General features: G+C 26.7%; 14 protein-coding genes. 4 read left to right on the top strand and 10 right to left on the bottom strand.

Translation table 11 applies throughout. The features are described from left to right. Position 1 precedes the first annotated feature (1 nt). On the bottom strand, positions 2–640 hold the full coding sequence (recX, locus tag J2S18_RS11720; protein WP_307487118.1) for a recombination regulator RecX: 639 nt from the start codon (positions 638–640) through the stop codon (positions 2–4). Between the two features lie 11 nt (positions 641–651). Next, positions 652–1,896 carry a M16 family metallopeptidase gene (locus J2S18_RS11715; protein ID WP_307487117.1) on the bottom strand — a complete coding sequence of 415 codons (1,245 nt, stop codon included), beginning with the start codon at positions 1,894–1,896 and terminating at the stop codon, positions 652–654. A gap of 144 nt (positions 1,897–2,040) precedes the next feature. Between J2S18_RS11715 and J2S18_RS11710 the strand changes: the two genes are divergently transcribed. Continuing rightward, positions 2,041–2,712 carry a response regulator transcription factor gene (locus J2S18_RS11710; RefSeq protein ID WP_307487116.1) on the top strand — a complete coding sequence of 224 codons (672 nt, stop codon included), beginning with the start codon at positions 2,041–2,043 and terminating at the stop codon, positions 2,710–2,712. Next, positions 2,712–4,226: a sensor histidine kinase gene (locus tag J2S18_RS11705; RefSeq protein ID WP_307487115.1), complete on the top strand. Its 1,515-nt coding sequence runs from the start codon at positions 2,712–2,714 to the stop codon at positions 4,224–4,226. The genes J2S18_RS11710 and J2S18_RS11705 overlap by 1 nt, the downstream gene beginning before the upstream one ends. A gap of 96 nt (positions 4,227–4,322) precedes the next feature. Here the strand turns inward: J2S18_RS11705 and ymfI are convergent, their stop codons facing one another. From ymfI to glyA, 4 genes are all read right to left on the bottom strand, one after another. Further along, complete coding sequence (gene ymfI / locus J2S18_RS11700; RefSeq protein ID WP_307487113.1) at positions 4,323–5,063, bottom strand: elongation factor P 5-aminopentanone reductase; 741 nt, start codon at positions 5,061–5,063, stop codon at positions 4,323–4,325. A 5-nt stretch (positions 5,064–5,068) separates the two neighbouring features. Beyond that, positions 5,069–6,007, bottom strand: a complete 939-nt coding sequence (locus J2S18_RS11695; RefSeq protein WP_307487112.1) for a dipeptidase — start codon at positions 6,005–6,007, stop codon at positions 5,069–5,071. 42 nt (positions 6,008–6,049) lie between these two features. Continuing rightward, positions 6,050–6,961, bottom strand: coding sequence for a metallophosphoesterase (locus tag J2S18_RS11690; RefSeq protein ID WP_307487110.1), 912 nt, complete (start codon positions 6,959–6,961; stop codon positions 6,050–6,052). Positions 6,962–7,110: 149 nt separating this feature from the next. Continuing rightward, positions 7,111–8,346 carry a serine hydroxymethyltransferase gene (glyA, locus tag J2S18_RS11685; RefSeq protein ID WP_307487108.1) on the bottom strand — a complete coding sequence of 412 codons (1,236 nt, stop codon included), beginning with the start codon at positions 8,344–8,346 and terminating at the stop codon, positions 7,111–7,113. A gap of 186 nt (positions 8,347–8,532) precedes the next feature. On the opposite strand from glyA, the gene J2S18_RS11680 reads away from it, so the two are divergent. Together J2S18_RS11680 and J2S18_RS11675 are read left to right on the top strand one after the other, a co-directional pair. Then, positions 8,533–9,297 carry a threonine/serine exporter family protein gene (locus J2S18_RS11680; RefSeq protein WP_307487106.1) on the top strand — a complete coding sequence of 255 codons (765 nt, stop codon included), beginning with the start codon at positions 8,533–8,535 and terminating at the stop codon, positions 9,295–9,297. Positions 9,298–9,304: 7 nt separating this feature from the next. After that, the gene (locus tag J2S18_RS11675; protein WP_370873848.1) at positions 9,305–9,778 is read left to right on the top strand and encodes a threonine/serine exporter family protein; all 474 of its coding nucleotides are present in this window, start codon (positions 9,305–9,307) and stop codon (positions 9,776–9,778) included. Positions 9,779–9,804: 26 nt separating this feature from the next. Here the strand turns inward: J2S18_RS11675 and J2S18_RS11670 are convergent, their stop codons facing one another. The 4 genes from J2S18_RS11670 to J2S18_RS11655 form a co-directional block, all read right to left on the bottom strand. Then, positions 9,805–11,343, bottom strand: coding sequence for an AbgT family transporter (locus tag J2S18_RS11670; protein WP_307487102.1), 1,539 nt, complete (start codon positions 11,341–11,343; stop codon positions 9,805–9,807). 322 nt (positions 11,344–11,665) lie between these two features. Further along, complete coding sequence (locus J2S18_RS11665) at positions 11,666–12,985, bottom strand: APC family permease (protein WP_307487101.1); 1,320 nt, start codon at positions 12,983–12,985, stop codon at positions 11,666–11,668. A gap of 280 nt (positions 12,986–13,265) precedes the next feature. Continuing rightward, positions 13,266–13,748 (bottom strand): flavodoxin family protein, encoded by a 483-nt coding sequence (locus tag J2S18_RS11660; protein ID WP_307487099.1) that lies wholly within the window; start codon positions 13,746–13,748, stop codon positions 13,266–13,268. Between the two features lie 11 nt (positions 13,749–13,759). Further along, on the bottom strand, positions 13,760–14,779 hold the full coding sequence (locus J2S18_RS11655) for a LacI family DNA-binding transcriptional regulator (RefSeq protein WP_307487097.1): 1,020 nt from the start codon (positions 14,777–14,779) through the stop codon (positions 13,760–13,762). Positions 14,780–14,974 lie beyond the last annotated feature (195 nt).

The following is a 14,974-nucleotide window of genomic DNA, read 5'->3' as shown; positions in this document are numbered from 1 at the left end:
ACTATTCTCCCTTATACTCTAAATAAATCCTATTAATAACCTCTTTTGCTATACTATAATCATACCCTCTACCTAATAAATATCTTGTTATTTTATTTTTTATTTTAAAATCATCATCTTCTCTTTTTGAAATTGATAAATATTTCTTTTCTCCTAATATAAATGCTCTTTCTACTTCATCTTCCTTTTCTAAATCTAGAAAAGCCTCTTCAATTAAGGATTTATCAATTCCTTTTTGAATTAATAAATATTTAATCTTATTTCTTCCTTGATTTCTTATATGATCCTTCACAAACATTTTTACAAATTTAGAATCATCTATAAATCCGTATTCCCTTAAAAATTTTAAAGTTTCCTCTACAGTATTCTCATCAAATTCTTTTAAAAGTAGTTTGTCCTTTATTTCTTTTTCTGTTTTATAACTTCTCTCTACTATCCTTAAAGCACTATCTTTACATTTTGATAAATTTTCAGCCTGTATAACTTCAAGAAGTCTTTCCTTGTCAAACTCTTCATTTACTTTAATATTAAATTTATACAAAAGTTCCATATTTATTGAAAATGCATATTCATTATCCATATAAATATTTACTCTTTCTTTATTTCTTTTGCCTGTTTCTATTTTTGTTATTTTACTCAAATTAAATCACCTTAATTTTCTCTTCTTAAAATATGAATAGTAGGTTTTCTTAAAACTTTTTTTGAAACTTCATAAATTTGATTTTTTTCTATGTTATTTATTCTATCCATATCCTTAACGAATTCAAGAGTATCCTCATCACTAAGTTCTTGATGAAGAACATAATTGCAAAGGTCTGCTGAATCTTCAAGAGTTGATATAACTGCTGTTTTATGAACCTTTTTCATAATTTCTAAGTCTTTGTCTTTAAATTTTATTTTTCCACTTAAAATATTATTAATAACTTTATCTATTGCCTTTTTAGCTTCCTTTATATCTTCTTCACCAACTGATGTGTATATATATAAAACTTTAGAATCTTTGCTTATATCTAAATGGGTAAAAATATCATAAGCTAAACCTCTATTTTCTCTAACTTCTCTAAAAAGTAAAGAGTTTGCACTTTCTCCTAGTCTATGGTTTAAAATTCTTAAAGGCAATTCATCTTCTTTTTTCAAATCATTAAAGGTATATAAATATACTATAGTACTTTGTTCTATTTCACTTTTATAACTTGTTGCTTCTATTTCTTGGTTTTTTTCTAATATTATATTTTTCTTTCTACTTTCTCTTCTTTTCCAGTCTCCGAAATTATCCTTTATAAGATTTAAGGCTTCTTCATGAGAAAAGGAAGATACAATTGTAATTACAGTATTATTTGGAGCATAATTTTCTCCATAAAAATTCATTAAATCATCTCTACTAAAATTATTAACATTTTTCTCAATACCTATTACATCATACTTTAAATAACTTTCTTTAAAAGCAACTTCATCAGTCTTTTTAAAACTTAAATCTTCAATATCATCCTTGCTAGTTCTTATTTCAGCTAAAATTACTGATCTTTCCTTTTCAATTTCCTCTACTGGAAAATTTGAATTTCTTATCATATCTCCTAAAAGAACTACCCCATTTTTTATTTCTTCCTCTAAACAACTTATTGTATATACAGTTGAATCATAATCTGTATAGGCATTATATTCTCCACCTAAACATTCAAGTTCCTCATTTAATACCTCATTATTTCTTGAGGTTGTACCTTTAAAAAGCATATGTTCTATAAAATGACTTATACCCTTTTCATTTAAATCCTCATACATAGCTCCAATATTTACACCTACATTAATTGAGGCAATTTTCGTATCCTTTTTTACCGTTATAACTCTAAGGCCATTTTCTAGCACTATCTTCTTTATATCAAAATTCAATTTAATCATATTCCTCTCCCATTGTAATTCAATTACAACCTTTAATATAATATGTTTTAGTAAATAATACAATACAAAGATTATAAACTATTTAAATATTTTCATATTTGTATATAATGTAAGTAAGTGTCTTTTTAATGGAGGTAAAATAATATGAAAAAATCTATACTTATAGTAGAAGATGAACTGAAAATTAGATTTTTAATTAGAGATTATTTTTTAAAAGAAAATTTTAATATATATGAAGCTGAAGATGGTGAATCTGGCCTTGAGGTTTTTTCTAAAGAAAAAATTGATTTAATAATTTTAGATGTAATGATGCCAAAAATGAATGGCTTTACATTTTTAGAAAAAATTCGTTCTGTATCCTCTGTTCCAGTTATTCTTTTAACTGCAAAAGCTGAGGAGGATGATAAACTTCAAGGATATGAATTTGGTGCAGATGACTATATGACAAAACCTTTTAGTCCTAAGGTTTTAGTTGCAAAAAGTAAGGCTTTATTAAAGAGGACAAAAAAAGATGTTGATTCTAGTTATCAAGAATTTAATGGTCTTACAATAAATAAACTTTCCCATGAGGTTAAGGTAGACAATGAAACTATTTCTCTATCTCCAAAGGAATATGAACTTTTATTATATTTAATATCTAATGAAGGAATAGCTCTTTCAAGAGATACAATATTAGATAATGTTTGGGGAATTGATTACTATGGTGATATAAGAACTGTTGATACAAATATTAAAAGACTTCGTGAGAAGTTACTAGATAAATCAAATTATATAGTTACTGTTCGGGGAAGTGGCTACAAATTTGAGGTGAAATAATGAAAAAGACTTTATCTAGAAGATTATTTGTAATAACATCAGTATTCCTTGTTTGTTTTATGGCTTTAACTTTAATCTTTCAAACATTTATTTTTGAAGATTTTTATGAGCGTAAAAAAACTGATGTGTTAGTTAAAGAAATTGAACAATTTTCAAAACAAAATTCCTTTGAACTTAAAAATCCATCTAAATTATATGCTGCTTTAAAAGAATTTGAAAACAAAAACAACTCAAAAATAGCAATCTTCTCAGTAGATGGTAATCTTAGATATATATCAAGTAATTTGGAAAATGATAAAGAAGACATTAAAATGCTGACAGAATTTTGTAAAACTTTATTAGGAAATAAAGAAATACTATATCAATTATTTAAAACTAATACACCTGTATCAACTAACTTTTATGCAAATAATGGTACTACAAAAAGTATTGGTGTTGCAGCTCCTATGTCAATTAATGGTATAAATGATTCTTTAGTTTTATCTGTTGCTTCAATTCAACCAATTATAGAAGCAAGTAATGTAATAAATGAGTTTTATATTTATATATTTATAGGAATACTATTTATTTGCTTAATAATTTCATCTATTTTCTCTAGTTTAGTTACTCATCCTTTGAAAAAAATTAATCATATTGCAAATAAAATGTCTAAAATGGATTTTTCTGAAAAATGTGAAACCAATAGAGATGATGAAATAGGTAACTTAGCTAAAACATTAAACTTTTTATCTGAAAATCTTAATGCTTCCTTAAAGAATTTAAAGGAACAAAATAAAAAACTTGAAAAAGATATAGAAAAAGAACGTAAGCTTGAAACTATGAGAAAAGATTTTATAGCAAGTGTAAGTCATGAACTTAAAACTCCAATAGGAATAATTGAAGGTTATGCAGAAGGAATTAAAGATGGAATAGTATCTGGCACAGATGAAATAGCTTATTTAGAAACTATAATAGATGAATCTAAAAAAATGGGAAAGCTCGTTTCAAATATGCTAGAATTATCTAAACTTGAATCTGGAGTTATTAAGCCTCAACTTGAAATATTTAATATAAATAGATTAATATCAAAGGTTGTAAATACTTTAAAACCTGATTGTATTGAAAAAAATTTAGAAATTAAATTTTCTCCAAATACAGATTATTCTTATGTTAATGCTGATATTTTTCAAATGGAACAAGTCCTTACAAATATTATAACTAATGCTATAAAATATACACCAAAGGATAATACTATATTTATATCTATTGATGAAATAAATAATGATTATTTTGAAATTTCTGTATTAAATACAGGTACTTCAATACCTGAAGGTGAAAATATAAATTTATTTAATAAATTTTATAGATTAGATAAATCAAGAAATAGGAAAAGTAATAGTACTGGATTGGGACTTGCTATTGTTAAAAATATTTTAGATTTATATAATTCTTCTTATGACATTAAAAATGTTGAAAATGGAGTTTTATTTAAATTTTCACTAAAAAAAGAAGATCCTGAAGAAATGGATATTTAAAATATAAAACACTAAAGGCAAAATAAATTCTTATTGAAGTTATTTTGCCTTTTTATTTTTCTATACTTTTATAAGATATTAATTTTAGATAAAACTTTAAATCATTCCACCATCTATTCTAATTATTTGTCCTGTAATATAAGAAGATTCCTCTGAAGCTAAAAATACTACACATTTTGCAATTTCATATCCTTCTCCAAATCTTCCCATAGGAATCTCTTCCTCTAATTCAGTCTTTTCTTCTTCTCCTAAAAAGTTATTCATAGATGTATTTATAACTCCTGGTGCCACTCCATTAACTCTTATATTTGAAGGTGCAAGTTCCTTTGCAAGGGCTTTAGTAAAAAGATTAATTCCTCCTTTAGAGGCAGAATATAAAACTTCACAGGAAGCTCCAATATCACCCCACATAGAAGAAATATTTATTATATTTCCTCCCTTATTTAACATATAAGGTATTGCATGTTTTGTTATATACATAGCTCCTAAAAGATTTGTAGAAATAAGTCCATTTATATCCTCTTCACTAGAATCAATAAATAATCCTATACTACTTTTTCCTGCATTATTTACTACAATGTCTAATGCTCCAAATTTATTTATAGCTTCTTTTACTATTCTTTCTCCACCTTTAAAGGTTGAAATATCTTCCTTAAATTTTATAGCATATCCACCAAAATCTTTTATTATTTTTAAGGTTTCTTCTGCTCCACTATCATCTTTTGAATAGTTTACTAAAACATTTGCTCCATTTTTGGCAAGTTCTACTGCAATATCCCTTCCTATTCCTCTAGAAGCTCCTGTAACTATTGCAACCTTACCTAATAATTTACTCATTTTTACTACTCCTTACTACATTCCTTTAGTACTCTAATTATATTTTTATAAAATATTTTTTCTATATCATCTTCGCTAAATCCTTCTTTTTTAAGGGCATAATATAATTTATTCATTTCACTTGTATCTTTTATTTCAACTTCATTTTCTATTCCATCAAAATCACTTCCAAGGGCTAATACATCAATTCCGCCAACATTTCTAATATGTTTTGCATGCTTTACTAAATCACTAATTGAAGTTACCTCATTTTCTCCTACAAAACTACTGCAAAAGTTAAGTCCCATAACTCCACCTTTATTACTTAATAGTTTTATCATATCATCAGTTAGATTTCTTGGATGATTCATTATTTCTCTTGAGTTAGAATGAGTTGCTATAAATGGTTTTTTACATATCTCAACTAAATCATAAAATCCTCCATCAGAAAGGTGAGAAGCATCTGGAATTATTCCTACCTTCTCCATTTCCTTAACCATTTCTATCCCTTTTTCCTTTAAGCCTTTATCTTTGTACTTAAAATTATAATTTGGATATCCTAGGCTGTTTTCATAATTCCAAGTTAATGTTATTATTCTTATTCCAAGGTCATATACTCTTTTAATATTTTCTAATTTTCCTTTTAAAACTTCTCCCTCTTCTATTGAAAGAATAGCTGCTAATTTTTCTTCCCTTTCACATTCTTTCAATTCTTCTATATTTCTAACTATTTTTATGGAATCTTTATTTCTTTCAGTTTCTAAAATAAAATTATTATACATATCCATAAAACCATTAAATGGATCTTTAACCTCTTCTAAATCTAAGAAAAAAGCAAATATTTGACCAAGTGCTCCTCCCTTTTTTAAATTTTCTATATTAACTTTGCAAATGCTTTTATCTAAATGCAAGTTTTCATTTATCATCCTATAGGCTGTATCACAATGTAAATCAATATATTTCATAAAAGTTCCTCCAATATTTTTATAATAATTATATTATACATCCTAATCCTTTACAAATTTTAAATAAGCTTCAATTCTTTCAGGTCCTGCTAAAAAAGTTCTTTTTATAAATAAATTATTCTCCTTTGAAACTTCAATACTCCATTTTACAAGTGCTATAAGTCCCTTATTAATTTCTAAGGATGTTATGCTAGATGGAAGAACACAGGAACCATCATTAAAATATATTCCTTCGTTAATCTTTGGAAATCTTGCTCTATGTGTATGCCCTGCAATTAGTAATATTTTATTTTCCTTTGCAAATCCATCTAATTTTTCATCTATTTTATTTCCCTTTTTATAATTATTTGCAGGACTATTTGGTGCTTTAAATCCTGCAACACCTTCTAAGAATCTCCAAAAATATCTTACTAAAAACCTAGTAAATCCACTTAACTCGTCATTCATAAAATCTAATTGATGCCCATGAACTACAATTCCTTTTTTATTTGAAGGATTAAATTTAAGGACTAAACCATTATAAAATTCTAAATTATTTATTAAATTCAAAAACTCTTCACCAAAATTTTCACCAAACCTTTTAAATTTTCTTTCATGAAAGTTTTTAAAATCTTTGTTTTTTTTCATTTTATCATGGTTTCCATATATCATATAAAGCCTATCATTATTATTAAACTTATTATATATACTAAAAACATCTTTATAATTATAGGCTATATCTACACAATTTTTATTTTTCCAAAGTTCATCTCCATCTCCAACTTCAATTAAAGTATAATCTTCCTTATAGTAATACCTTAGTGCTGCTAAATATATATTTTTATTTCCTATTAAAGAATCTGCACTTCCTCCATCACCTCTGTGGATATCACTTATAAATACTAATTTTGAATTTAAATCAACTTCTATAGTTTTCCCATTATTTAATATATTTTTTAATTCTCTTTTACCCATAAAATATCTCTTTAAAATTACTATGTATTATAAATATATTCTCAAAATTTTAGGCTATGTTTTATGTAAGCTTTTAAATATAATTGCAAAAATATAAGCACAGATAGAGATTATAATTTCAATCTCTTTTTCTGTGCTTACCTTTAAATTTATTTATACATTCTATGTTTTGAACTTAGAGCTAAAACTCTATCTTTTAATTCTTTAGAACCTTCTTCTCTAATATTTATTGCATCATTTATTATTGAAGCAATTTCTTTCATATCTTCTTCTTTATAACCTCTAGTTGTTACTGCTGCTGTTCCAATTCTAACTCCTGAAGTAACAAATGGACTTCTCTTTTCATTTGGAACAGTATTTTTATTTAATGTAATTCCAATTGAATCTAAAATATGCTCTGCTTCTTTACCTGTTATATCTTTATTTGTTAAATCAACTAATATTAGATGATTATCTGTTCCACCTGATACAAGTTTAAAACCATGATTTACAAGTTCTTCTCCTAGTACCTTACAGTTTACTACAACTTGTTTCATATACTCTTTAAAACTAGGATCTAAGGCTTCTTTAAAGCATACTGCCTTACCTGCTATAACATGTATTAATGGACCTCCTTGCATTCCTGGGAATATATTTTTATCTATATCCTTTGCATACTTTTCTTTACAAAGAATAAGTCCTCCTCTTGGTCCTCTTAATGTTTTATGTGTTGTTGATGTTACAAAATCAGCATAAGGAACAGGTGACATATGTAATCCTGCTGCAACAAGACCTGCAATATGTGCCATATCTACCATAAGATATGCATTAACTTCATCACATATTTCTCTAAACTTTTCAAAGTCTATCTCTCTTGAATATGCACTAGCTCCTGCAACTATTAATTTTGGTTTATGCTTTAAAGCAAGTTCTCTTACATTATCATAATCTATAACTTCAGTTTTCTCATTAACTCCGTAAGATACAAAATTAAATAATTTACCTGAAAAATTAACTGGTGATCCATGAGTTAAGTGTCCACCATGGCTTAAATCCATTCCAAGAACAGTATCTCCTGGATTTAATACAGCAAAGTATACAGCCATATTAGCTTGTGAACCTGAATGAGGCTGAACGTTTGCATGTTCTGCGTTAAATAACTTTTTAACTCTTTCTCTTGCAAGTTCCTCTACCTTATCTACTACATAGCAGCCACCATAATATCTTTTATTTGGATATCCTTCAGCATATTTATTTGTTAAATATGATCCCATGGCTTCCATAACAGCTTCACTTGCAAAATTTTCTGATGCTATAAGCTCAATACCTGTTTCTTGTCTCTCTTTTTCTTCTTCAATTAAATTATAAATTTCTTCGTCTGTTTTTAATATTTCTTCAAAATTCATATTTCCACCCCAATTTCTTTAATTATAAAGATTATAAATTCTAAATTATCATTTTTCAATGTTTTTAGTGAAATTTATATTATTATTTTTATAAATAGACATTATTTATAGTAATTTATAATGATATAATTTGTAAATTTTATGATATAATACTAATTGGTAAATTTACTTTTAGGAGGGGATATTTTGGATGTAAACAGACTACTTCACCTAGCTACATATGCAGGTGTACTAATGCTTCAAAGCGGAGCAGAAATATATAGAGTTGAAGAAACTATTTGTAGAATTTGTCAATCTTATGCAATTGATGAAGTTAATAGTTTTGTTACTCCAACTGGAATAATGGTTTCTATATCTTACAATAAAGAAACTTACTCATTAGTAAAAAGAGTTCATGTAAGAGGAGTAAACCTACATAGAATTGAACAAGTTAATGATTTATCTAGAAGAATTTCAGCCTTTCACCCTTCTTTTGATTTAATAAAGACTGAACTTGATGATATAAGTAAAACTCCACGATATTCTTTGCCAGTAACTTTAATTTCTTCTGGCTTTGCAGCTGGATTTTTTTCAATAATTTTTGGAGGTACTTTTAGAGATTTAATTGCTGCTTTTTTTATAGGTGCATTTATAAAATATCTCTGTGATTTATTTGGCAAAATGTCTATTAATGACTTTTTTATAAATTGTATATGTGCTGGAACTTCAGCTGCTTTTTCAATACTATTTTTAAATTTAGGCTTTATAACAAATATAGATGAAACTATAATAGGTGCTATAATGATTTTAGTTCCAGGTCTTGCAATTACAAATGCCATAAGAGATACAATTGCAGGAGATTATCTTGCTGGAATAACAAAAGCTAGCGAAGCTTTTATGGTGGCAGTTGCTATTGCAGTTGGTACTGGTGGAGTTATTAGCTTTTGGCTTAAAGTTTTAGGAGGCATTTAATATGACTATATTTTTACAAACTATTTATTCCATTATTGCAACCTTTGGTTTTGGAATAATTTTTAATATTCATGGAAGAAATTTAATTTTTGCTTCTTTAGGTGGTGGCTTAAGCTGGTTTATATATTCTTTAAGCCTTCAAGTACATTTTTCAAATACAACATCCTTTTTCTTATCAGCTGTTGTATTTAGTATTTATTCAGAAATACTTGCAAGAAAATTAAAAACTCCAGTAACATCTCTTGTTGTTTGTGCATTAATTCCTTTAGTTCCAGGTTCTGGTATGTACTACACAATGTACGAAGCTGTAACTGGTGATATTATGAAATCACTTCAACTTGGTCTTAGTACAATTGCAAGTGCTGGTGCTTTAGCCCTTGGAGTTATATTTGTTTCAACAATAACAAGACAATATTATTTAGTAAAAGCTTTAAGAAAGAAAAAATTACAAAAAGAAAAAGAAAAAAATCTTGAGAAATAAATTCCCAAGATTTTTTTATATTTTATTTAAACTCCTAAAGGTATTCCTGTAAGGAAGAATATTACTAGAAGAATTGTCCAGCAAATTAAGAAACCTATTGAATAAGGTAACATAAGTCTTATCATATCTCCTAAAGTATATTCAGGCTTATATTTTCTCATAAATACAAGTATTACTCCAGAATAAGCCATAAGTGGTGATATAACATTTGTTGATGAATCTGCTAACCTATATGCTGCTGATACAAAATCTGGTGTTAAGTTAGAATTAACTTGATATAACATTGGAATAAATATTGGTCCAAGTAACATCCATTTTGATGTTAAACCTCCAACAAATAAATTTATTATTGAAGTTATTACTATAAATCCTATAAGTAAGATTATTGGATATTTATCTATTCCTAAACTTTGAAGGAATGTAGCTCCTAAATATGTTATATAAGTTCCAATATTTGAATAGCTAAGTAATGCTAAAAAGTTATATGAGAAAAATGTTAAAACTAATATATATCCCATACCACCCATTTGTTTTGACATAGCTCTTACTATGTCCATAGCATTTTTAAATTTACCAATTTTCATTCCAAAAAATAATCCTGGAATAAAGAATAAGAATGTGATTATTAAAATAATATTATTCATTATTGGTTTAACTGTAGCTCCATCTTCTCCTACAAATGGTGCTAATGGTCCAAAATGAAGAGCTATAACAATTAAAATACCAATTAAAAATCCAAGTCCTGCAAATTTTAAAGCCTTATTTTCCTCTTCTTTAACAGTAAAATCTTCTAGATTCATATCCTCTGGTACAACATATTTTTCTTTTTCAAGTCTTGGTTTTACAAATTTAACAGTTATAAAATATCCAACTATTGATAATAAAACTGTTGATACAACTATAAAAATATAATGCATTGTTGCAGGATTTAAAGCTTGTCCTGTTTGTGATAAAAACGGTACTCCCTGCCCCTCTGCAAATACTTTAGTATTGTTACCTACAATAACATCAATTGGAGTACTTGGTATTAAATTTGCACTAAATCCAGCTGATACCCCTGCAAAAGCAGCTGCCATACCAATTAGCGGATTTTTCTTTAATCCAACATATAAAAGTCCTGCAAGTGGTATTAAAATTATATAACCAGCATCTGTTGCAATACTACTCATAATTCCTAAGAAAACTAAAACTATAGGTAAAAATTTATCTGAAACCTTTAATCCTATTTTCTTAATTAATGTAGTTAATAGTCCTGATTCTTCTGCTAGCCCAACACCTAGCATTACAATAAGTATCGTTCCTAAAACTCCGCCTCCATATGCAAGCCAGTTATTTAATAGAGCATTATCAAAAATCCATCTAAAATTTTCTGCCTTAAACATATTTTTTATTTCATAAGCAACTGTTCCTCCATCTGCTCCTAAAGTTTCAAAAGTCATTCCTCCCATAAAAATTGTGCCTATAATTACTACAGCATACAATATTATAAATATAATTACTGGATCTGGAATCTTTTTACCAAATTTCTCAATAAAAGATTCCTTTTGTTTTTTCCCTTTTATCATTATACAAACCCCTTATCTTGTTTACTTTTTATTAACAAAATTATTATTTTGTTAATACTTTTTCCTAATTATATCATCTTTAAGAAATTTTTTCCTGAATAAACTTTATTAGAGGTGCATTTTATGAATTTATTTTCATATTTTTTATAATAAACCTTTTTATTAAAAATTTATTAAATATATATATTTTTTATTAATAATTTATTAATGATATTTCATTTATTATTTCTATATTTCGCACATTTTTTCGAATTTGTCCTACATAGATATACACTAAAAAAGAGTTTCATTTTATAAAAACGAAACTCTTTTTAATATTTATTTATAATGTTTTATTTTTATGATGATTGTAAATATAAAATGGAACTCCTATTAGCATTAATATAAATCCCCACATTACAGTTTCTGCACCTGATCCATATATTGTCCAAATTGAGTATACAAAAGCTAATATTGGAATTATAGCTCTTGTTATAAAAATTTTAAAATTAAATTCTTTTACTCCCTTAAACATTAGCATTATATCAGCTGCTGACGTTAAAAGATATATTGGTAAAAATGAAAGTGTTGCAAGTATTGTTATAAATGTAAAGGCAGATACCATACTCTTTTGAAAATTCATAATTAAAAGTATGTTTACTAATATTGATCCAACTATTAAAGCATTTGCTGGTGTGCCATACTTTGGATGAAGCTTTCCAAAAAATTTCGGGAATACTCCATCTTCTCCTGCTGCAAAAGCAACACGTGCTGTTGAAAGAAGCCAGCCAATAGTTGTACCTAATATACATATAACAACTGCTATTGTAATTGGCTTACCAATTGAACTACCTAAAATTTTAGTTAATATATCAGTAAGAGGAGCTTGACTACTTGCAAGTTCTCCATTTGACATTGCACCCATACTAGCTATGCTAATTAACATATAAATTATAGCTGCAATTATCATTCCATAAATTGTACTCTTTTTAACATTTCTTTCTGGATTTTTTATTTCTCCAGCAGTTACAGTTGCACTTTCAAGTCCTACAAAAGCCCAAAGTGTTGATGTTGCTGCTAGTGATATGGTTGATAATCCTTTTCCTTCTGGAATTAAAGGCATTATATTTGAAACATCAAAATTTAAAAATGCAACTATTATAAATATTGCAAAAAATGCAATTTTAAATACTGTTGCTATAGTTTGAAGTTTGCCTGCTTTTTTAACTCCTATAATGTTAATTATTGTGAAAAACCACAAAATTGCACTTGTATATATTATTGAGATCATTGGATCTCTAAGTGCTGGTATAACTGCTGCACTATAGCTTGAAAGTGCTACTATTATAGCTGCATTTCCTATCCATGAACCATTCCAATAAAGCCATGCACTTAAAAATCCTGCAAATTCTCCAAAGGCTAACTTTGTATATTGATAAGCGCCTCCTGTTGTAGGGTATTTTGATCCTAAATTTGCAAAGGATATAGCAATTAATATTGAACCTACTGATGTTAAAATCCAAGCAATAATTGTAGCTAGTGGTCCTGAAAGTTGTGCTAATGTAGCAGGAAGCATAAATACTCCTGAGCCTATCATATTTCCGCAAACAAGCATAGTTGCCATAAACAGGCTAATTTCTTTTTTTAAATTTTTTTCTTCCATGTTCCCCTCCTAATTTTTAGAGTAAAAAATTAAGCTTAAAGTTACTTTTAACTTTAAGCTAATAAATCTTACTATATAAACGTCTATATTACCCCACTAATATTTTAGACTCTGTAATTGTATACAAATTTTCGAAAAATGTCAAATATTTTTTAATTTTGTAACCGTTTATTCACGAAATAATTTTAATTTAATAAATAAATCCATTAATATATATTAAATTATACATTTTATAGCTATATTAAAATGCAATTATAAAAAAGCAAAATATAGCCTTTAATTAAAATAATTCTTTAATCTTTTTACCTATTCTCTCACCAAAAATCATAGGAGTATCTAAATCATCCTCATTAACTCCATTTACACTAACATATCCTAAATGGAAAACTGGCTTGCCAAAACTAGAACCACCTGAATAAAGAAGCATTCCCTTTACCATTAGATGATTTATCAAAGTAAGTAATGCAGTATCTGCTCCACCCCATATATAATTAGCTGTTGCATATACTGCTCCAAGTTTTCCTCCTAAATTTATGTTATGAGATTCATCAAGCCACTTTTTTATTTGCCATGTAGTATTTGCTAAATATGTAGGTGTCCCAAATATTACTCCTTTACTCTCATCTAAAAATTGTAAGTCAATATTATCAATAGACATACATTTAACTTCAATACCATCTACCTTTTCTAAACCTTTTTTTATAACTTCTCCTAAGTTTTTAGTTTTACCACTTTCTGAATAATATAAAATTGATACTTTCATAATTATCCTCCTTAATATTTATCTTTTATTTTTAAATTAGTTGATTCCTTCCAATTAATATTACAAAAAAAAATAAATGATTTTAAAGATTCTTTATTTTCCTCAATCATATTAATTAAAATCCTTGCTGCATATTTTCCCTCATCATGAACTGGTTGAGATATAGTAGTAACTGAAGGATTAGCATAATAAGTCCATCTACGATCCTCAAATCCTATTATCCCAACTTCATTTGGTATATTTAATCCCTTATCTTTTATATAATCATAGGCCTTTTGAAGTATTTCCCCATCTACAGTAAAAATTAAATTTTTACTTTCTTTCTTTAATGTGTTATCTATTGCTTTTTTTATATTTTCTCTCTTTATTTCATCATCAATTAATTCTACAGAATAATTAATTTTATGTCTTTCTAAAGTTTCTGTAAAAGCTTTTTTTCTTTCCTGTATAGTCATTGATATTTTAGGATTCCTTGTTAATAAAATAAAATTATTATACCCTTTATATATAAGATTCTCTATTGCTTCTTTTGTAATATCAAAGTTATTTATTTTAACAAAGCTCCCTTTAAAATTACTATTTACAGAATCTAATAATAATAATTTTTTCCCTTGTCCTTTTATCTTATCTATAAATTTTGAAAACTTTGTAGTAGCTTGAATTATAAAACCATCAACACCCATATCTAACATTTTATTTATATATTTTTCTTCATTTTTAAAATCAAATTTACTACTTCCAACAATTATTTGATATCCCTCTTTTCTTGCTGCCATATCTATTTCTTTTACTATTGCACTACTAAAAGGACTACATATATCAGCAACTATAACACCTATTAAATTTGTTCTCTTATATGTTAAGGATCTTGCAACAAAACTTGGACTATAATTTGTCTCTCTTATAATTTTCTCTATTTTAAGTTTTGTTTCAGTAGACATTCTATCACTTTTCCCATTTAGATAAAAAGATACTGTGGTTTTTGAAGTTCCAGCCATGCTCGCAATATCTTTTATTGTTATATTTTTCATTACATTCCACCTTTCAAATGCCTTTATAACAAGATTCAATTATTTTAAAAGGGTATTATTATAAAAAAAGCTATGAATTAAAAAATAATCTTAAATCCATAGCTTTTAGCTTAAAATAAATTAATTTTTCAGTAAATTTTCTAGATTACTTTCTAAATGAATTATTTATTCTAACGTGTTCTTATTTTATAAACC

Source organism: Eubacterium multiforme, assembly GCF_030813415.1.
GTDB classification, from domain to species: domain Bacteria; phylum Bacillota; class Clostridia; order Clostridiales; family Clostridiaceae; genus Clostridium; species Clostridium multiforme.
The sequence above is the reverse complement of the archived record's forward strand: the minus strand, read 5'-3'. Positions and strand labels throughout refer to the sequence as shown.